This window comes from Streptomyces spiralis (genome assembly GCF_014654675.1).
Taxonomy (GTDB): domain Bacteria; phylum Actinomycetota; class Actinomycetes; order Streptomycetales; family Streptomycetaceae; genus Streptomyces; species Streptomyces spiralis.
The window spans coordinates 1,789-20,379 of sequence record NZ_BNBC01000044.1 but is presented as its reverse complement, the minus strand read 5'-3'; the positions used below and the strand labels follow the sequence as shown (position 1 = coordinate 20,379).

General features: G+C 73.7%; 16 protein-coding genes and 1 tRNA gene. 6 read left to right on the top strand and 11 right to left on the bottom strand.

What is annotated here, in order from left to right:
* The 7 genes from IE318_RS33900 to IE318_RS33870 all read right to left on the bottom strand — a co-directional run bounded on the left by IE318_RS33900 (window position 1) and on the right by IE318_RS33870 (window position 6,599).
* A tRNA-Lys gene (locus tag IE318_RS33900) sits at window positions 1–60 on the bottom strand.
* Window positions 58–702, bottom strand: a complete 645-nt coding sequence (locus tag IE318_RS33895) for a bifunctional DNA primase/polymerase (protein WP_189906524.1) — start codon at window positions 700–702, stop codon at window positions 58–60. The genes IE318_RS33900 and IE318_RS33895 overlap by 3 nt, the downstream gene beginning before the upstream one ends.
* Window positions 703–898: 196 nt before the next feature.
* The gene (locus IE318_RS33890) at window positions 899–1,270 is read right to left on the bottom strand and encodes a DUF8844 domain-containing protein (protein ID WP_030185640.1); all 372 of its coding nucleotides are present in this window, start codon (window positions 1,268–1,270) and stop codon (window positions 899–901) included.
* Between the two features lie 209 nt (window positions 1,271–1,479).
* Window positions 1,480–2,850 carry an AAA family ATPase gene (locus IE318_RS33885; protein WP_229903925.1) on the bottom strand — a complete coding sequence of 457 codons (1,371 nt, stop codon included), beginning with the start codon at window positions 2,848–2,850 and terminating at the stop codon, window positions 1,480–1,482.
* Window positions 2,847–4,475 (bottom strand): hypothetical protein, encoded by a 1,629-nt coding sequence (locus IE318_RS33880; RefSeq protein WP_189906522.1) that lies wholly within the window; start codon window positions 4,473–4,475, stop codon window positions 2,847–2,849. Before IE318_RS33880 ends, IE318_RS33885 begins: the two co-directional genes overlap by 4 nt.
* Window positions 4,466–5,689, bottom strand: coding sequence for a hypothetical protein (locus IE318_RS33875; protein ID WP_229903924.1), 1,224 nt, complete (start codon window positions 5,687–5,689; stop codon window positions 4,466–4,468). Before IE318_RS33875 ends, IE318_RS33880 begins: the two co-directional genes overlap by 10 nt.
* On the bottom strand, window positions 5,640–6,599 hold the full coding sequence (locus IE318_RS33870; protein WP_189906520.1) for a phosphatase PAP2 family protein: 960 nt from the start codon (window positions 6,597–6,599) through the stop codon (window positions 5,640–5,642). Before IE318_RS33870 ends, IE318_RS33875 begins: the two co-directional genes overlap by 50 nt.
* 224 nt (window positions 6,600–6,823) lie before the next feature.
* On the opposite strand from IE318_RS33870, the gene IE318_RS33865 reads away from it, so the two are divergent.
* Window positions 6,824–7,420, top strand: coding sequence for a histidine phosphatase family protein (locus IE318_RS33865; RefSeq protein ID WP_189906518.1), 597 nt, complete (start codon window positions 6,824–6,826; stop codon window positions 7,418–7,420).
* 176 nt (window positions 7,421–7,596) lie between these two features.
* On the opposite strand, the gene IE318_RS33860 is transcribed toward IE318_RS33865, so the two are convergent.
* On the bottom strand, window positions 7,597–9,156 hold the full coding sequence (locus tag IE318_RS33860) for an NsdA family TPR-like regulatory protein (RefSeq protein ID WP_189906517.1): 1,560 nt from the start codon (window positions 9,154–9,156) through the stop codon (window positions 7,597–7,599).
* 297 nt (window positions 9,157–9,453) lie between these two features.
* Between IE318_RS33860 and IE318_RS33855 the strand changes: the two genes are divergently transcribed.
* On the top strand, window positions 9,454–9,873 hold the full coding sequence (locus IE318_RS33855) for a hypothetical protein (RefSeq protein ID WP_189906515.1): 420 nt from the start codon (window positions 9,454–9,456) through the stop codon (window positions 9,871–9,873).
* A gap of 152 nt (window positions 9,874–10,025) precedes the next feature.
* Complete coding sequence (locus IE318_RS33850) at window positions 10,026–10,895, top strand: spermidine synthase (RefSeq protein WP_189906513.1); 870 nt, start codon at window positions 10,026–10,028, stop codon at window positions 10,893–10,895.
* A 46-nt stretch (window positions 10,896–10,941) separates the two neighbouring features.
* On the opposite strand, the gene IE318_RS33845 is transcribed toward IE318_RS33850, so the two are convergent.
* On the bottom strand, window positions 10,942–11,469 hold the full coding sequence (locus tag IE318_RS33845; RefSeq protein ID WP_189906511.1) for an RAD23 family protein: 528 nt from the start codon (window positions 11,467–11,469) through the stop codon (window positions 10,942–10,944).
* 162 nt (window positions 11,470–11,631) lie between these two features.
* On the opposite strand from IE318_RS33845, the gene IE318_RS33840 reads away from it, so the two are divergent.
* The 3 genes from IE318_RS33840 to IE318_RS33830 all read left to right on the top strand — a co-directional run bounded on the left by IE318_RS33840 (window position 11,632) and on the right by IE318_RS33830 (window position 15,302).
* Entirely contained in the window at window positions 11,632–12,336 is a 705-nt protein-coding gene (locus IE318_RS33840; protein ID WP_030185615.1) for a response regulator transcription factor, read from the top strand.
* Window positions 12,333–13,736 (top strand): sensor histidine kinase, encoded by a 1,404-nt coding sequence (locus IE318_RS33835; RefSeq protein WP_030185612.1) that lies wholly within the window; start codon window positions 12,333–12,335, stop codon window positions 13,734–13,736. The genes IE318_RS33840 and IE318_RS33835 overlap by 4 nt, the downstream gene beginning before the upstream one ends.
* 111 nt (window positions 13,737–13,847) lie before the next feature.
* A complete protein-coding gene (locus IE318_RS33830) occupies window positions 13,848–15,302 on the top strand; it encodes a glycoside hydrolase family 18 protein (RefSeq protein ID WP_189906509.1) in 1,455 nt (484 codons plus the stop codon).
* A gap of 129 nt (window positions 15,303–15,431) precedes the next feature.
* On the opposite strand, the gene IE318_RS33825 is transcribed toward IE318_RS33830, so the two are convergent.
* A complete protein-coding gene (locus IE318_RS33825; protein ID WP_189906507.1) occupies window positions 15,432–16,856 on the bottom strand; it encodes a GH1 family beta-glucosidase in 1,425 nt (474 codons plus the stop codon).
* A 141-nt stretch (window positions 16,857–16,997) separates the two neighbouring features.
* Complete coding sequence (locus IE318_RS33820) at window positions 16,998–18,047, bottom strand: LacI family DNA-binding transcriptional regulator (protein WP_189906505.1); 1,050 nt, start codon at window positions 18,045–18,047, stop codon at window positions 16,998–17,000.
* Window positions 18,048–18,591 lie beyond the last annotated feature (544 nt).

Below are 18,591 nucleotides of genomic sequence, written 5' to 3'. Positions count from 1 at the left end.
CCAGGGACTCGAACCCCGGACCCGCTGATTAAGAGTCAGCTGCTCTAACCAACTGAGCTAGCGGCGCCTGCTGACGTCGTAGACATTAGCATCCTGGTCGGCGGGAGGAAAAATCGAAATCCGTACGGCCGCGCGGGCCGCCCGCACGGCCGCCCAGTGCAGGATCTCCGGGCCGGGCAGCCACGGGTGGCGGGTGTCCGGGGCGACCAGCCAGCGGGACGCGGACCGCATGAGCCCAGGGCCGCCGACCGGGGCCGGCACGGTCACCGCGTCGCCGTTGCCGTGGCACAGCAGCGGGGGAACGCCGCCGGCGCGCCCGGAGCCGTCCTGACGGCCCCGGGATCCCCACTCCTCCCACTCCAGCAGCGACGGCAGCCGCTGCGCGGTGCCCGGGGCGGCGAACAGCAGCATCCGCCCCCGGTGGACGGCCACCGGGCCCGTCCCCGGGCCCTCCTCCCACAGCCGGTCCAGCATCCGGCGGCCGAAGATCGCCGGTGCGCTGACCACGTCGAAGGCGGCGCCGCAGGGCAGCACGACCGGCGCGTCCGGCCGCTCCCGCCACAACGCGAGCGTGCTGCGGGGGTACGGGCCGGCCGAGGCGAGCCAGGTCGCGCCGTCCACGGTGACGCCGGAGGCGTCGGAAGGGCGGCCTGCCGTGAGGTCGAGGCGGTCGGCGAGCGGTTGCTTCCCAGTGCGGCTCATGTCGGATACGTCTACCCACCGTGAGTGGGCACTTTCTCAGGGTTGCCGGAAACCGGGACAGAAGGGGAAGGCAAGGAGTATCTTGCCCGCCTGGCATATGCCAGCGCATCGAGGCGGGGAGGCGCCGGACGGTGAGAAAGCACCGGACGGCGAGGAAGCTCCGGACGGCGAGGAAGCTCCGGACGGCGGCGAAGCGTCAGACGGGGTCGGCGGGATTGGCGTGCAGCCCCTCGGCCCCGCGCAGCAGGTCCCGCCCGAACTCGACCATCTTCTTGGCATAGTCCTCGGTCCACTCCGCCCGCTCGGCGATGTCCGCCGGGCTCAGCCGGTCGAACCGCCGCGGGTCGGCGAGCTGCGCCGCCGCGATCGCCTGGAACTCCACGGCACGGTCGGCCGCCGCGCGGAACGCGAGCGTCAGCTCCGTCGCGCGCGCCAGCAGCGCCCGGGGGTCCTCTATCGACTCCAGGTCGAAGAAGTGCTCGGGGTCGGCGGCGGCCTCGGCGGGCTCGAAGATCAGGGGCGCGGGGCGTAGCCGCGGCTCGTTCCGACGCGGCTCGGGCTCCGCCATCTCGTGTCCTCCTCGTACGGTTCGGATCGGTGCCACCTCTTACGGGGCCACCCTCCATTGTCCCGCGCCCACGCAAGAGGGCGGTCGCCTCACGGCGCCTGCCCGTCCCGGGGATCACACGGAACCCGGCGGACCGGACAGAGGCAGTTCCTACCCACCCCGGAGGTTCTCAAGGCCCAGAGGCAGGGGTTCTCAAGGCGCAGAGATTCTCAAGGCGCCCACCCCACTCGATGTTCCCGCAGTCGGGCCAGTACCGCGTGATTGGCTTCCCAGCCGTCGGGAAACTTCACCGTGACGCCCAGCTGGACGGGTTCCGTGGAGGGGTGGTCGTCCAGGAGTTCGCCGACTCCCGCGCGGCAGATCACGATGCACGCGTGCCGGTGGCGGGAGGCCAGGACGCACAGACGGCCGGTCTCCAGGTGGAAGGCGGTGGCGTCGGGGCGGCCGGAGAGCGGGTGGAGGACCACCGTGACGTCGAACTCCCGGCCCTGGAGCCGGTTCGCCGTGTCCACTGTGACGTTCGTGACACCGAGGTCCGCCAGCGCCGCCCGTACGGCGGCCGCCTGGTCCCGGTGCGCGGTGCCGACGGCGATCCGGTCGGCGGCCAGCGGGGCCGGGTCCGGGGACCGCTCCGAGACGGCGGCCCCGCCGCGCTCCAGCAGCCGCGCCACGACCGCCGCCACCGCCCGCACGGCCTCGGGGTCCGTGCGCGGAGTGTGCCGCGCGGGCAGCTCCAGCAGGCCCCAGCCCGACTCGGCGGCCTCGTCGATCACCCGGTCGGGGCCCGAGCCGTCCGAGGGCACCGCGAAGGTGAGCCGCCGGTCACCGGGCCCGGTGCCGCTGCGGAACGGCGTGTACGGGTAGAACGCGTCCGAGACCAGCGGCGCCGCCGACGCCGGAAGCCGCCACGACACCGGCAGCCGGTGCTGGGGCAGCTCGGGGTTGTGGGCCAGCAGGGTGGTCACCGCGGAGGCCGACGGGTCGTACGACAGCCCCGCCCACTGCTCGCCGCCCACGATCGAGAACGGGTCCAGCTGACCGGGATCGCCCACGAACAGCGCCCGCTCGAACAGCCCGGCCACGGCGAGCAGCGCGTCGGAGCGCATCTGGTACGCCTCGTCGACGATCGCGTGCCGCCACGGCTCGTCGACCTTCACATGCGCCCACTTCGCGGCCGTGGACAGCACGACGTCCAGACCGGCGAGATCGGCCGCTTTCGCCGACTTCCGTACGTTCGGCAGGTCGTCGAGGGCCTTGTCGTAGGGGTCGGTGTCGCTGCTGTGCAGCCGGCCCACCGGCAGTTCGGGGTTCTTCTCCGCCAGCCGCACCACCAGGTCGTCGACCTGCGCGTTGGTCTGCGCGACCACCATCAGCGGCCGCCCGGCCTCGGCCAGCTCCAGCGCCGCGCGGACGACGAGCGTCGACTTGCCCGCTCCCGGCGGGGAGTCGACGACGACACCGCGGTGCGGGCCGTGCAGGGTGTCGCGCAGGATCGCCTCGGTGGCGCGGGCGGCCGCCGTCCCCGGATCGAAGGCGGCGCTGTCCGGGATCTCCCGGGCGGGGTGGGCGGGGGCGGTCACAGCACGTCCTCCTCGGTCACCGGGTCAGGGGTCTCCCGCACGCTCTCCTCGCCCGGCGGCCCGCCGTGCGTCCACGGGGTCTGCTCGGGGTCGGGCAGCTTCGCCCCGCCGCGCTGCTCGTGCTCGAACAGCGTGAAGCACAGGTGGTCGCCCTTCTCCGGCACGGAACCGGCCTCGGGCTCCTTGCCGCGCCCCATCTTGTCGAGGATCCGCAGCACGATCAGCGACCCGCCTGCCTCGGGACCGCCTTCCTCCGGAGCGCCGTCCTCCGCGAAGCCGACGAACTCCGCCGACTGCGGCTTCCCGCCCAGCGAGCGGTACGCCCGGGCCCGCTCGCCCAGGTGCGGCCGGTCGTCCGTGCGCACGGTGACCAGCGGGCGCGGGCTGGGCCGCCTGCCCTCGCTGTACGCCATGGCCACATCGGTCACCTCGCCCGCGAACGCCTCCCCGGCCAGCCGCCGACCCGCCATGACCAGCGGGTCGTCCAGCGCCTCCTGGGCGTCCAGGCGGGCCTGCTCGCGCTCGCGGGTGGCCAGCTTGTTCGCGGCGGTCACCGCGTCGTCGCGGCGCGGCTGCGGCGGTTCGCCGGCCAGCACCCGGTCGCGGTGACCGGTGAACGACCAGCGGTCGCGCGTCCAGCGCTCCGCCACGTGCGCGCCCTCGGGCAGCGTCCGCAGCAGGTCCAGCCCGTCCCAGACCTTCTCCCACGTGGGGCGCGTGCACTGTTCGACGAGCGCCCGGATGTGCTGCTCGGCCGCGGTGAGGGCGCCGAGCCGGTCGTCCGCCTCCAGGCCGTCCTCGGCCGCGGCGAGCGCGGTACGGGCGCGGTCGTAGCGCTCGATGGCGGGGGCGAGCAGCTTGTTGTCGAACGCCGGGTCGGTGGCCGGGCCCGCGGGCGGGCACTCCAGCTGGCCGGCCGCGTCCCGGGCGAGCTCCGCACGCAGCGCCGCCTCCGCGCCCGAGACGCCCTCCGGCGGGGCGATCCACGCCAGCAGCGCCCCCAGGTGCTGGTCCTCCAGGCTGGACTGGCCGGTGGTCCAGTGCCGGGCCAGCACCTCGCTCAGCGCCAGCAGCAGCGAGGAGCCGGGCACCCGGGCCCGCTCCCCGAAGTGGGTCAGCCACCGTCCCAGCAGCGGCACCCTCGGCGGCGCCGGGTGCGGGGCCTCGGGATCCTGTTCGGCGGTGCGCCGGAACCGCATGGAGCGTCCGAGCAGCCGTACGAAGTCGATGCCCGCGCGGCTCGGCACGATCAGCTGGGGCGCGTCCGCGCAGAGTTCGACCTCGACCTTGACCCGCTTGCCGGTCTCCGGGTCGGTCTCGCTGCGCTCGGCGGCCTCCACGGTGTCGGCGTAGGAGTCGATGTACGGAAGGATCACATCGGCCAGTTCGGCCAGGAACGCGAACCTGAGGTCCCGGTCGCGCGGCTGCGGCACGGCCAGCAGCCGGGGCGCGTCCCGGTCGGTGCCGATCAGCGCGCCCAGCGGGGCGCCGGCCTCACCGGCGGTGGTGAGCGGCACGAACACCAGCGGACGCTCGGCGACATGCCGGTGGCGGACGGTCGCGGCGGGCTGGGCGTGCCCGGCCCGCACGGCCTCCAGCCGGGCGAGGGTGGCGATCAGCGACACACCGCCTCCCGGTGGTCCCCGTGGGCGTGGTCACGGTGGGCCGGGTGGCCGCCGAGTGCGTCCTGGTGGCCGCTCAGCGCCTCCGCCCGCAGCCGCGCCGCCCTGCGCAGGGCGGCCACCGCCGGGTCGTCGGGGTCGCCGGCCTCGCCGTGCGCCGCCGCCAGGACGTCCTCCACCGTGGTCAGGCCGCCCAGCTCGGCGCGGACCGAGCGGCCCAGGGCGGTCACGGCGCCCTGGGCGCGGGAGTGTGCCCGGCAGTGGAAGGCCAGCTCGCAGGCGGCCAGGCACTCGGGCGCGTAGGTCGCCGGGACCGCCTCGACCGCGGCCGTCAGCTCCTCGGCGGGCAGCTCGGGGGAGAAGCACACTCCCTCGGGGAGCGTGTCGGCGATGTCCTGGATGCGGGTCAGGCGCGCCAGCTGGCGGGCGGTCACCGCGCGCTGTTTGCGTACGTCCACGGCGGAGGCGGTGGGCAGGTTGGAGAAGTCCTTGGGGCACACCAGCAGCACCCGGTGCCGCACACGCGGGGCGGGCGCCCCGTCCGGAGCGTCGTCCTGGGCCGGGACATCTCGGGCGATCCGGGCGGCGACGTCCTCCAGCGCCAGTACGTACACCGCGGCCTGACGTGCCGCCGCGCCGACCTTCGCCGGGTCCGCGGAGCCGTCCAGCATCGGGAACGACTTGATCTCCACGACCGTCCAGCTGCCGTCCGGGTGCACCGCCACCGCGTCCGGCTCCAGGTAGGCGGGGGAGCCGGCCACCTCCAGGGCGAGCATCGGGTGGTCCAGCAGCGTCCAGCCGCCCGCCGCCGTCGCCTCGCGCAGCGCCATCGCCGTACGCTCCGCGCGTCCCTCGGGGCCCGCGGCGGTCAGGTCCGGAACCCGGGCCTGACGCGGCGGCTCAGCGCCCGGGTCCAGCCGCTGGTGCGCCAGCCGCAGCAGCTCCGCACCGCCGTCGGCCTTGACCCGCGCCTCGAACGCGTTGCCCCGCATGAAGGCGAACTGGGACTGGCCGAACGCCGAAGGCGACCCCAGCGCGTCCGCCAGCGCCGCCTTGTCCACGCCCGCGCCGTCCAGGATCGCGCGCCGCCTGCAGCCCGGGTTCGCGGCCAGCGCCGCCAGCGCGCGGGCGTCCAGCGCCCGCGCCGGCACGCCGGGGCCGCGCAGCTCAGCGAGCCGGTGCCGGAGCCCCGTCCCCCGCGTCCTGGGAGGAGGCACCCGGCTCGGCTCCGGAACCGAACCGTGCTTCGCGCTGCCGTGGAATTCGCTCACCCGCCGAAGTCTGGCATCCGCCACTGACAATCGGGGAACCCGCGGCGCTCGTGCGCCCCGCGACGGCCGGGACGCGGGCCGCCAGCGCCGCCCGGGCCCGGTCCATGCCCCGCATCAGGTACGGCGCGAGCAGCACTCCGACGCCCATCACGGCCACGCCCGCCACCGCGTCCAGGAAGTAGTGGTTCGCGGTGCCCATCACCACCAGCGTGGTCAGCAGCGGATAGGCGACCCCGGCCGTCTTCGCCCAGCGCGTGCCGCCGTGGCGCCACAGCATGATCCCGCACCACAGCGCCCAGCCCACGTGCAGGCTCGGCATGGCCGCGTACTGGTTCGTCATGCCGCCCATGCCGCGCGGTGCGCTGGCCTCGCCGCCCCACCAGCCGTACGAGCTGTAGTGGGCCATGGTGTCCACGAAGCCGTGGTCCGGGGAGAGCAGCCGGGGCGGGCAGGTCGGCAGCAGCGTGAAGCCGATCAGTCCCATGAAGGTGGACGCCATCAGCCAGGTGCGGGCCGCGCGGTAGTGCGCGCTGCGCGCCCGGAACAGCCACACCAGGATCGCGGGTGTCACCACGTAGTGCAGAGAGGCGTACCAGAAGTCGGCCGGGACGCCGAGCCAGGGCTCGCGCGTGAACAGGCGGTTGAGAGGGTGCTCGGCGTTGAGCCGCAGCAGCTTCTCCAGGCGCAGGATCGCCAGTCCGTGGTCGACGGCGCTGGAGACGTCACCGCGGGCCAGCAGCCGGCCCGCCGAGTAGCAGCCGTACACCAGCAGGATCAGCGGCAGTTCCGTCCACCAGCGAAGCCGGGTTCGCGGGGCCGCCTCCGTGCGCGGTGCCGGTGCCTCGGTCTGCGGCATCCGATGCCCCTCCCCGTTCTCATCGCTCTTGTCGGTGCTGCGGCTCCCGGTGATCTCCGGTGGTGTCCGGCCGGTCGTGCCACTTTACGGTGTATGCGCCCGCCCTCATGGGGCACCCCGGCACTCAAAGACGCAGAGATCGACCCTCGGGTTGCTCCCGCACAGGGTGCGCGATGATGGAGGGGTTCCGTCTGAAGATCGCACTATTTCCCGGAAGGTTCCCCATGGCACCGCGCATCCTGCTGGCCCGGCACGGACAGACGGAGTGGTCGCTGTCCGGCAAGCACACCGGCAGGACCGACGTCCCCCTCCTGGAGGAGGGCCGACGCGGCGCCAAGCTCCTCGGCGAGCGGCTGCACCGGCCGCCCTTCGACGGCCTGCCCGGCGTCGAGGTCCGCACCAGCCCGCTGTCCCGCGCGCGGGAGACGTGCGAACTGGCCGGCTTCGGCGACCGTGCGACGCGCTGGGACGCGCTCATGGAGTGGGACTACGGCGCCTACGAGGGACTCACGCCGCAGCAGATCCACGACGAGCGGCCGGGCTGGCTCATCTGGCGCGACGGCGTCCCCGGCGGAGAGACGCTCGCCGAGGTGACCGCCCGCGCGGACGAGGTGGTGGCCTGGGCCCGGGCCGAGGACCGTGACGTGCTGGTCTTCGCCCACGGGCACATCCTGCGGTCGATCGGGGCGCGCTGGCTCGGGCTGCCCCTGGACTTCGCGGCGCGGATACGGCTCAATCCGACGTCGCTGTCGGTGCTGGGGTGGGCGTACGGGGAGCCGGCGATCGAGAACTGGAACGATCTGGGCCACCTGGTCGCGTAACGACCGGTGCCCGTGGGCACTGCGGGTGGGTGGGTGCGCTCGCCCCGCTGGGAGGTTGCCGCCGCGCCCACCCGTGCCGCCTGCGGCCGATCGCGCAAGGGGGTGTCTCGTCGATCAGGGCGGATCAGGGTGCGGTGCCAGGCGCCGCGAGCCCAGCCTGATCAACGAGACACCCCCTAGGACCGTGGTGTGCTCGCGTGCCTCTCCAGGAACTCCGACACCCCGCTGGCCCGCCGGTGCGGCAGCAGTACCCGGGCCGTTCCCGCCAGCATCGTCTGGATGCGGGAGGACTGGACCTGGTCCAGGAGGTCCAGGACCCGGATTCCGGCGGCCGCCGCCTCGTCGGGACGTCCCCCGCGCGCGAGGTCGTCGGCCAGCTCGGCCGTGTACAGCGCGATGTTCCGGGTGAAGTGGGGGTCCTGCAGCCGTGCGGCCTGCCGCGCGTGCCGTGCCGCCCGCTCCCAGTCGCCGAGCGTGGACCAGCACTGCGCCTCCAGCCCCTGGAGTTCGGCCTCGCCGTAGAAGCTCATCCACTCCGGGTCGGCGTCCGAGGCGCCGCGGTCGTACAGCGCCTGCGCGCGGGTGAGTGCCTGCGCGCAGCCGGTGCGGTCGGCGAGCCCCGCCCAGCCGCCCGCCTCGCGCAGCGCCAGCAGCGACATCAGCCGCGCCGAACCCAGCCCGCGCGCGACGCGCTGGGCGGCCTGCGCGGCGCGCACCGCCTCCCGTGGCCGCCCCGCGTCCCGCGCGAGGAACGCCGTGTTGCAGAACGCGTGCGCCTCCAGGGCGGGGTCCGAGGTCATGCGCGCGGTGGCCAGCGCCTCCGCGTAGTGCGAGCGGGCGTCGTCGAAGCGACCGGAGTCGTGCGCCAGCCAGCCCACCGAGATGGCCAGTTCACCGGCGCCCGAGTGCAGCCGGTCCGCGGTGGCCTGCCGGGTCGCGCCCGCGTCGAGCAGCGCGTAGGCGGCGCGCAGCGGAGCCGCCGCGCGCCGGTAGAGACCGTCCGCGCCGTGCCGGTCGTCGAGCAACCGGATTCTGCGGACGGCCTCTTCGAGGGCGCCCGCGTCGCTCGCCCCGGCGCGGCGGACGGGACGGTCCGCGGCCGAGGCGTCGAAGGCGAGCCCCAGGGGGCCCAGCGAGGCGGCGGCCACCGTGGCGCCCCCGCGGGTCATGAATGCGCGACGCAGCACGTCGCTCTCCTCGTGGTCTTCGTGCGGGTGGTACGGGTCCTGCGGGTGGTACGGGTCTTGGTGGTACAGGTCGTGCGGGTGGTGATGCGGGTCCTGCGTGCCGTACGAGTCATCACTGCCGTACGGGTGCTGCGTGCCGTACGGGTTGTGCTCCTCGTACGGGTGATACGGGTGGGACGCCCCCGGCGTTTCACGCGGGGCGCGTTCCTGGCTCGTGACCCGCGGGCGGGGCGGGTCGTCCGCCGGCACGCGCGCCGCGCGCCCACGGACGGCCGAGCGGGGCGCGAACCCCAGGTCGGTGAGTGTCCGGCCGGGGAACATGTGCAGGAACACCCGCTCGTAGGCGTAGTTGGGGCAGCGGATCTCGCCCGCCTCGACCCGGCCGATGTAGCGCGCATCACAGCTGACCCGCTCACCGATCTCGCGGGCGGCCCGCCGCACCGCCGCGGCGAACTCGGCCGGCGAGCGGTGTCCGCGCAGCCGCCTGAAGGCGAGATTCGGCCGCGGTGGCCGGGAAGACTGAGACGAGGTCACCGTTGACGACGCCATGGCCGGGCCCTCTCGTGCGAACCGTCGAACCATGCCGAATACAGGATGAGTTGTCCGACTTACCCGAGTGGCACCCTGTTTCCGGCGAGCAAGAACGTACCTGCTGTGTCCGGCCCGCCACGCAGCGTTTGGCTACAAACCGGATATCTCATCCACGATCTGCCATGAACTGCCATCCTTTGCGGCTGACTTTGTCCGTAGCCGTTGACGCGTTGCCGCGTTGGACCCGGTGGACCGGGAGCCACCGGCTCCCGACCCGCTCGCTCACGAGGAGGGGTACGCGTGGTGGAGGCCGGGATGCAGACCAACGGGAGCGTTGATTCCTGCGCGCCGTCACCGACGTCACCGATGCCGCCGACGGCGGCGACCGGGGCCGGGTGCGACCTGGTGACGGTGCCGTCACGGCAGGGCTTGGAGGCCGTCGACATCCTGCGCCGCGGGGCGGCGGACGCCGTGGGGCCCGTACTGCACGACGACGGCGGGGGCACGCTGGGCTTCGTGGTCCCGGCGGGCACGGCCGCGGGCTGGGACGTCCCGGGGAGCACCTGCACGAGGACGGACGGCCGCGGACTGCGGTTCGCCCCCGAGCCGCCGGTGGAGGGCTCGGACTGGCTGGTGCCGCCCGGGGAGGCCGATCTCGCGACGGACCCCGCCGTGCTCCGGCGCGCCCTGGGCGAGGCGGCGCGGATGATCGAGGCGGCGGACAGCTGCAGCTGACACTCCCGGCGGCGCGGATGCCGCGGGCGGAGCGCTCGGGCACGGCCCGATGGGACCGGCTGACCGGCGTGACGGACCGACCGGTGTGACCGGCCGATCGGCGTGACCGGCGCCCGCGCGTGCGGCCCGCCGCCGCTTGCGACAATGGCCCCATGGGAAGGTCCAGGAACCCGCGCCGTGAACGCGGAGCCGCCGAGGCCGTCGTCGAGCAGGTCGACGGCGGGCTGGCCGAGCTGATACCCGACCGGGAGCGGGCACGGGGCTGGACCCTGCTGATCGACGGGGCACCGCAGTCGTACGTCGACCTCGACGACCCGGCGTATCTGTCCTTCGAGTACCAGCGGCGGCTCGGGCACGTCATCGATCTCGCCGCGCCCGCGGGGAAGCCGATCCACGCCGTGCACCTCGGCGGAGGCGCGTTCACGCTCGCCCGGTACGTCGCGGCCACCCGGCCCCGCTCCACCCAGCAGATCGTCGAGCGGGACGCGGCCCTCGTCCAACTTGTGCGCCGCGCACTGCCGCTGGACGCGGGCGCCCGGATCCGGGTGCGGTCGGTGGACGCCCGGGCGGGGCTCGCCAAGGTGCCGGACGGCTGGGCCGACCTGATCGTCGCGGACGTGTTCAGCGGCGCCCGTACGCCCGCCCACCTCACCTCGACGGAGTTCCTCGACGAGGTGCGCAGGGCCCTGAAGCCCGGCGGACTCTACGCCGCCAACCTCGCCGACGGCCCGCCACTGGCCCACGTCCGCGGCCAGATCGCCACCGCCGCCGCCCGGTTCGGGGAACTCGCGCTGGTCGCCGACCCGACCGTGCTGCGCGGCAAGCGCTTCGGCAACGCGGTGCTCGTCGCCGGCGACCTCCCGCTGCCGGTCGCGGAACTGACCCGCCGCGCCGCGTCCGACCCGCACCCGGGCCGCGTCGAACACGGCCGTGCCCTCACCGACTTCACCGGCGGGGCCCTCCCCGTCACCGACGCCGCCGCGGTCGCCTCACCGGCCCCGCCGCCGTCCGTCTTCCGCTGAGCACCGCCACGAAACGGACCGGACGGCTCCGACGGACCGACCGGCTCTAGTAGTTGCCGACCTCCACGTGCGGCGGCCCGTCGTGCCAGGTGCAGAAGACCGACACCCGGTTCGTGCCCGAGGTGAACTCCACCCGGATCCAGCTCTCCGTCTTCCACACCTGCATCGACCAGCCCGTTCCCGGGGTCGCGGAGACCAGGGTCGCCGAGGCGGTGCCGAGGTCGAAGACCGCCCGCCCGCCCGCCGTGTTGTAGCCCTTGACACGGCCGGAGGCGGTGGGGGAGGGGCTCGCGGGGCCGGCGGCGGGCGCCGGTTTCGAGGCGCTGGGGGCTGCCGGGGTGCGCGGCGACTCGCTCGGCCGCCGCGACGCGCTCGGCGACGGGGCCGGCCGGTAGGTGGAGGAGGCGAGCGGCGCCGACTCCGGCGTGGTCGCCCCGGCCGCCGTGATGGGCAGGGCGCGCGGCGGGTCGTATGCGGTGCCCGCCATCACCGTGTGAACACCCCACCACGACAGCGTGACCGCCGCGCTCGTCGCGAGCGACCACGCCAGTACGTGTACGAGTCCTCTGTGCATCGCGGCCATAGTGCCTCACCCGTCCCACCCGTGTCGCCGGCGGAGGGCCGGGGTGAGTTTGTCCACAGGAGTTCGCCGGGTTCGTCCACAGGCCGTTCGGAGCGGTGCGGAGTTGTCCACAGGCCCGCACCGGACCGGTCCGCATGGCGTACGGTGCGGCGCATGGCAAGTGTGCTCGTGGTCGAGGACGACCAGTTCGTGCGCTCGGCGCTCATCCGGCATCTGACCGACGCCTCGCACACAGTGCGCAGCGTCGGCACGGCACTGGAGGCGCTGCGCGAGGTCGCCCATATCCGCTTCGACGTGGTCGTCCTGGACCTCGGACTGCCCGATCTGGACGGCTCCGAGGCGCTGAAGATGCTGCGCGGCATCACCGACGTCCCTGTCATCATCGCCACCGCCCGCGACGACGAGGCGGAGATCGTCCGGCTGCTCAACGCCGGGGCGGACGACTACCTGACGAAGCCGTTCTCCGTCGAGCACCTGTCGGCGCGCATGGCAGCCGTGCTGCGCCGGGCCCGCTCCGGCGCCGCCGAGGCCGCGCCGTCCACCGTGCTGAGCGTCGGCGGCCTGACCGTCGACCCGCTGCGCCGCCAGGCCGAGCTGGACGGCGTACGACTGGACCTCACCCGGCGCGAGTTCGACCTGCTCGCCTTCCTGGCCCGGCGGCCCGGTGTGGTCGTCCCGCGCAAGGAGTTGCTGGCCGAGGTGTGGCAGCAGGCGTACGGCGACGACCAGACCATCGACGTGCATCTGTCCTGGCTGCGGCGGAAGCTGGGCGAGACCGCCGCCCGGCCCCGCTATCTGCACACCCTGCGGGGTGTGGGCGTCAAGCTGGAGCCGCCCGGAGCGGAGCCGGCGCGATGAGATGGGCACTGGTCAAGGTCTGTCTGGCGGTCACCACGATGGTCGTGGTCGCCTTCGCGGTCCCGCTGGGACTGGTCATCAAGGAGATGGCCCGCGACCGCGCCTTCTCCAACGCCGAGCGCCAGGCCGCGGCCGTCGCGCCCGCTCTGTCCATCACCACCGAGCGCGACCAGCTGGAGCGGGTCGTCGCCTCGGCCGGCTCGGACGCGCAGATGGCCGTGCACATACCGGCGGCCGACGGCAAGCCGGCCGTCGACATCGGCCGCCGCCACGCCGCCGACGCGGACATCGCCACCGTGCGGAGGATGGGCCGCGCCTCCACCACCGAGGTGCCCGGCGGATCCACCCTGCTCCAGCCGGTCGCACTCAGCTCCGGCGCCATCGCGGTCGTCGAGGTCTACGTCCCCGAGGCCGAGGTCACCAACGGCGTCGGCACGGCCTGGGCGGTGCTCGCCGGCGTCGGTGCCGCGCTCGTCGTCGGCTCGGTCGCCGTCGCCGACCGGCTCGGCGTGCGGATGGTGCGGCCCGCGCAGCGGCTCGTCGAGGGCGCGCACGAACTGGGGGAGGGCCGGCTGGGGGCCAGGGTGCCCGAGGAGGGACCGACCGAACTGCGGCTGGCGGCGGTCGCGTTCAACTCCATGGCCGACCAGGTCGTCCAACTCCTGGCGAACGAGCGGGAGCTGGCGGCCGACCTGTCCCACCGGCTGCGCACCCCCCTGACCGTGCTGCGGCTGAACGCCGCCTCCCTCGGAGAGGGGCCGGCCGCCGAGCAGACCCGGGCCGCGGTCGCCCAGCTCGAGCGCGAGGTGGACACCATCATCCGCACCGCCCGCGAGGCCAAGCCGCAGACGGCGGCCGCCGGTCCGGGCGCGGGCTGCGATGCGGCCGAGGTGGTGCGGGAGCGGATGGAGTTCTGGTCCGCGCTGGCCGAGGACGAGGGGCGCAAGTGGCGCGTGGCCGGGGTCGACCGGCCGGTGCGCACACCCGTGGCCCGCGCCGACCTCGCCGCCGCACTGGACGCCCTGCTCGGCAACGTGTTCCGGCACACCCCCGAGGGCACGGCCTTCGCGGTCGACGTGCACAACGGCGACGACGCCGTGATCGTGCTCGTCTCCGACGCGGGCCCCGGCATACCCGACCCGGAGGAGGCCATGCTGCGCGGAAGCGGATCCGGGAGCGACGGATCCACCGGGCTCGGCCTGGACATCGTGCGGCGCCTGGCGGAGTCCACCGGCGGCGACGTCCGGATCGGCGCCTCGGTGCTGGGCGGGACCGAGGTGCGCATCTGGTTCCAGCCGGCCGGGCGCAGGCCGGCGGGCAGGACGCGCCGAGGGGCCGTACGAAGACGCCGGTCGGGCAGGCTGGTCTCCACCTTTAACCGTCCCCGATCCCTTCCTTAAGCGCACCCTAAGATCCTCAACTGCCGCCCGTATCAAGCGGTTCGTCCCTTTCCGGGCCGCTAGCGTGCTGCCGCATCTCACCCCCAGTGAACAGCGAAGGCAGGCACGCGCATGAGCACGCACCGGCGCAGGATCAGTGGCAGGAACAAGGCGATAGGCGGTCTGGTGGCGGCCGCCGCGATCGGTGGCGGGGCGCTCGTGTTCACCGCCACCGCGCAGGCGGCCGGGGTCGGAGCCGCGTACACCAGGACCAGCGACTGGTCGACCGGCTACACCGCGCAGTACGTCGTCACCAACAACAGCGGCCAGACCGAGAAGGACTGGACGCTGGAGTTCGACCTGCCGGCGGGCGCGAAGCTCGGCTCGCTGTGGAACGGTGAGGCCGGCGTCAGCGGGCAGCACGTCACCGTGAAGCCCGCCAAGTGGGACACCGCCGGGCTCGCCCCGGGCAAGTCGGTCACCGTCGGCTTCGTCGTCAACGGCACCGGCGACCCCACCGGGTGCCGTATCGACGACACCGCGTGCTCCGCCGACGACGGCGCCACCCCCGAACCCAGCGGCCGGCCCACCCAGTCCGCGACCCCGACCCCGACGCCGACTCCCACCCCCACCAAGAGCTCCACGCCGACGCCGACCCCCACGCCGTCCCAGAGCACCGGCACCGGCACCACCACCTCCGCCGGCTTCGCGCCCTACGTCGACACCTCCCTCTACCCGGCCTTCGACCTGCTGAAGAGCGCGGACGCGACCGGGGTGAAGAACTACAACCTCGCCTTCGTCACCGACGGCGGCGGCTGCACCCCGAAGTGGGGCGGCGTCACCGACCTCGGCAGCGACGGCGTGGCGTCCCAGATCGGCGCGCTGCGCGCCAAGGGCGGCGACGTGCGCGTGTCCTTCGGCGGCGCCTCCGGCTCGGAGCTGGCCACCACCTGCTCCTCGGCGGACGCGCTGGCGGCGGCGTACGGCAAGGCCGTGGACCAGTTCAAGCTCACCAAGGTCGACTTCGACGTCGAGGGCGGCGCGCTGCCCAACACGGCCGCCAACACCCGCCGCGCCCAGGCCATCGCCAAGCTCCAGCAGCAGCACCCGGGCCTGGACGTCTCCTTCACCCTGCCCGTCATGCCCGAGGGCCTGACCCAGGACGGCGTGAACCTGCTGGCGAACGCCAAGTCCAACGGCGTGAAGATCTCCACCGTCAACATCATGGCGATGGACTACGGCGCCTCCTACAGCGGCGACATGGGCACCTACGCCGAGCAGGCCGCCACCGCCACCCAGGCCCAGATCAAGAGCGTCCTCGGCCTGTCCGACAGCGCCGCCTGGAAGGCGGTCGCCGTCACCCCGATGATCGGCGTCAACGACGTCTCCTCGGAGGTCTTCAAGGTCGACGACGCCACCCAGCTGGTGAACTTCGCCAAGTCCAAGGGGCTCGGCTGGCTGTCCATGTGGTCCGCCACCCGCGACAAGCAGTGCTCCGGCGGCACCAAGCCCACCGCCGACGCCACCTGCAGCTCCATCACCCAGGACCCGTTCGCCTTCTCCAAGGCGTTCGGCGCCTTCAACTGATCGCGCCCGACCGGGCACGACCCCCGTGGGGCGCGGCACTCCCCTAGTGCTTCCGCGTGCCGCGCCCCGCACTTTCCCCCGCCGGGGGTTCCTCCCCCACCCCCGGAGTTCCTTCGGTGCCCCGCCTGGTCAGAGAGCGTCCACCGGCGGAAGCTGCCCGCTGCGGGCCGCCTTCCCGTACCAGTGGGCGCTGGACTTCGGAGTCCGCTCGAGCGTCTCGTAGTCGACGTAGATCGCGCCGAACCGCTTGGCGTAGCCGTAGGCCCACTCGAAGTTGTCCATCAGGGACCACAGGTAGTAGCCGCGCACGTCCGCGCCGTCCGCGAGGGCGCGGTGGACCGTCGCCAGGTGGGCGTGCAGGTAGGCGATGCGCTCCGGGTCGTGCACGCGGCCGTCGCCGTCCACCTTGTCGGGGTAGGCCGCGCCGTTCTCCGTGACGTACAGCGGCACCCCCGGTGCCAGACGGCTGTAGCGCATGATCAGCTCGTGCAGCCCGTCCGGGTCGATCGTCCAGCCCATCTCCGTGCGGTCGCCCGGCGTCTGGTGGAACGCCACGTCGTCCGAGCCCGGCCACGGCGAGTGCTCGCTCGTGCCGTGGCCGTCCGCGCGCGGGCCCTCGGGCGCCCTCTCGGGCGAGGAAACCAGCACGGGCGTGTAGTAGTTGAGGCCGAGCGCGTCCAACGGCTGCTTGATGTCCGCGAGGTCCTTGTCGAGGACGAACGACCAGTCGGTGACCGACGAGGTGGCCTCCAGCAGCGTCGCCGGGTACGCCCCCTGGAGCATCGGGCCGTGGAAGACGCCGTTGGCCAGGTCGTCGATCCGCTGTGCCGCCGCGAGGTCCGCCGGGTCCTGCGACAGCGGCCGGATCACCTGGGAGTTGAGGCTGACGGCGACCGAGGCGCGGGCGGGCAGCACCGAGCGCAGCGCCTGCATGGCCAACCCGTGCGCGAGGTTCAGGTGGTGGGCCGCGCGCAGCGCGGCCTGCGGCTCGGTCCGGCCGGGCGCGTGCACCCCGGAGCTGTAGCCCAGGAAGGCGCTGCACCACGGCTCGTTGAGCGTGGTCCACTGCTCCACGCGGTCGCCGAGCGCCTCGCCGACGAGCTGCGCGTACTCCGCGAAGCGCAGCGCGGTGTCCCGCTCGGGCCAGCCGCCCGCGTCCTCCAGCTCCTGCGGCAGGTCCCAGTGGTAGAGGGTGAGCGCCGGTTTGATCCCGTGGGACAGCAGCTCGTCGACCAGCCGGCGGTAGAAGTCCAGGCCCACCTGCACGGCGGGACCCCGGCCGGTGGGCTGCACCCGCGGCCAGGAGACCGAGAAGCGGTAGGCGTTCAGGCCCAGCTCCGCCATCAGGGCCACGTCGTCGCGGTAGCGGTGGTAGTGGTCGACGGCGACGTCTCCGGTGTCGCCGCCGGCCGTCCTGCCGGGCGTATGGCTGAAGGTGTCCCAGATCGAGGGGGTACGGCCGTCCTCCCGCACCGCACCCTCGATCTGGTACGCGGACGTCGCCGCGCCCCAGAGGAAGGCGGGAGGGAAGGACACGGTCATCGGTTCGGGCATGGAATCGCTCCCACGAGTCGAGTGGGCCCCATTATGCATGGGAGCGCTCCCACACCAATAGGGGGGGTGCCACGAAGGACGCCCGGACCGGAAGCCTCCGCTCAGCCCGCTCAGCCCGCTCGGTGGACCCGCCGGCCCCCGCTACGCCGACTCCCGTACCACCAGTTCCGTCGGCAGGATCACTTCGCGGTGGCCGGTGCCGCGGTGGGTGATTTCGTCGAGAAGGAGGTTCGCCATGGTGCGGCCCATCTCCTGGAGCGGCTGGCGGACGCTGGTCAGCGGGGGGTCGACGTGCCGGGCCACGATCGAGTCGTCGAAGCCGACGACGGCGACGTCGTGCGGCACCCGCAGACCCGCGGCGCGCAGTTCCAGCACCGCGCCCGAGGCCATCACGTCGGAGGCGGCGAAGACGGCGTCGAGGCCGGGGCGCCGGCGCAGGAGTCCGCGCATGGCCGCGCGCCCGCCCTCCTCCGTGAAGTCACCGGGCGCGATCAGGTCCTCGTCGGCGGTGAGGCCCGCGTCCCGGAGCGCCTCGCGGTAGCCGTCGAGCCGGGCCCGGGCCACGTCCATGTCCAGCGGTCCCGTGATGGTGCCGATGGCCCGGCGGCCGCCAGCCAGCAGATGCTCGACCGCGACCCGGGCGCCGCCCGCGTTGTCCGCGCGGACGTGCCCGAGCGGCTCGGCGGCGCTGCGCCGTCCGGCCAGCACGGTCGGCACGGCGAGTTCCTCCAGCCGGTCGGGCAGCGTGTCGTCGCTGTGGACGGCCATCATCAGCACCCCGTCCACCCGCTGTGCGGACAGATAGGTCGCGAGCCGGGCGTACTCGGTCGCGTCCCGCGCCAGCACCAGCAGCAACTGCATCCCGGCACCGGCGAGTCCGGCGGAGACCCCCCGGATGATCTCCGAGAAGTACGGCTCGGAGAAGAGCCGGGTCTCGGCGTCGGGGACGACCAGGGCCACCGAGTCGGTGCGGCGGGTGACCAGGGAGCGGGCCGCGCGGTTGGGAACGTAGCCGAGTTCGGCGATCGCCTGCTCCACGGCCGCCCGGGAACGGGCGCTGACCTTGGGCGAGCCGTTGATCACCCGGGAGGCCGTGCCGCGGCCGACGCCGGCGCGGGCGGCGACGGCGTTCAGGGTCGGGCGCCGGACGTCCGCGGTCCTGTGCGGCTGCGGCAGTTCGGCAGCGGTCATCGTTCACCTTCCGGTGCTTCGTGGCGGGCCGCTTCATTCTGACCCAAAAAAATCCGGCCACCGCCCCGGCGCCCGGCGCGGAGCTGCGGCTTCCGTGGCCAACCCGTCGGTGACCAGCGTGAATCAGGCATGAGGCGGGCCGATGACGGGGTGGTTACGCCCCGTCGTGCGACACATTCACGTGACGCGCGGAACACGCTTGCGCAACAACGCCGTTTTCAACTCTTGACACCTGGCCCGGCAGCAAGGAGTCTTCCGGACATGCCGCGTGGGAGCGGTCCCACGGGTGACCGGGGCTCTCTCCCGTGTGGACGAAAACCACCAACGGCCCTTCCCTCTGTACCCATTGCCACACCGTTGACCAGCACCTTTTCACCGCACGTCGAGTGCTGTGGGCTGGCCGCTGCTCGATCCGAGAGGGCAGGTCCGGACCGTCGTACCTCGGCGGTCGGATTCCTGAGGTCCCCGTTCCCCACTGGAACAAGGAGTAGTGGAATGCGCATCACCCGTACCGGCGGTGGCCGCGGTCGCAGAGCGGCGGCCG

Bases quoted from the DNA above. Each gene is read 5' to 3' on its own strand.
- IE318_RS33895 (WP_189906524.1), bottom strand. From the start codon at position 702: ATGAGCCGCACTGGGAAGCAACCGCTCGCCGACCGCCTCGACCTCACG.
- IE318_RS33890 (WP_030185640.1), bottom strand. From the start codon at position 1,270: ATGGCGGAGCCCGAGCCGCGTCGGAACGAGCCGCGGCTACGCCCCGCG.
- IE318_RS33870 (WP_189906520.1), bottom strand. From the start codon at position 6,599: ATGCCGCAGACCGAGGCACCGGCACCGCGCACGGAGGCGGCCCCGCGA.
- IE318_RS33865 (WP_189906518.1), top strand. From the start codon at position 6,824: ATGGCACCGCGCATCCTGCTGGCCCGGCACGGACAGACGGAGTGGTCG.
- IE318_RS33860 (WP_189906517.1), bottom strand. From the start codon at position 9,156: ATGGCGTCGTCAACGGTGACCTCGTCTCAGTCTTCCCGGCCACCGCGG.
- IE318_RS33855 (WP_189906515.1), top strand. From the start codon at position 9,454: ATGCAGACCAACGGGAGCGTTGATTCCTGCGCGCCGTCACCGACGTCA.
- IE318_RS33850 (WP_189906513.1), top strand. From the start codon at position 10,026: ATGGGAAGGTCCAGGAACCCGCGCCGTGAACGCGGAGCCGCCGAGGCC.
- IE318_RS33845 (WP_189906511.1), bottom strand. From the start codon at position 11,469: ATGCACAGAGGACTCGTACACGTACTGGCGTGGTCGCTCGCGACGAGC.
- IE318_RS33840 (WP_030185615.1), top strand. From the start codon at position 11,632: ATGGCAAGTGTGCTCGTGGTCGAGGACGACCAGTTCGTGCGCTCGGCG.
- IE318_RS33835 (WP_030185612.1), top strand. From the start codon at position 12,333: ATGAGATGGGCACTGGTCAAGGTCTGTCTGGCGGTCACCACGATGGTC.
- IE318_RS33830 (WP_189906509.1), top strand. From the start codon at position 13,848: ATGAGCACGCACCGGCGCAGGATCAGTGGCAGGAACAAGGCGATAGGC.
- IE318_RS33825 (WP_189906507.1), bottom strand. From the start codon at position 16,856: ATGCCCGAACCGATGACCGTGTCCTTCCCTCCCGCCTTCCTCTGGGGC.
- IE318_RS33820 (WP_189906505.1), bottom strand. From the start codon at position 18,047: ATGACCGCTGCCGAACTGCCGCAGCCGCACAGGACCGCGGACGTCCGG.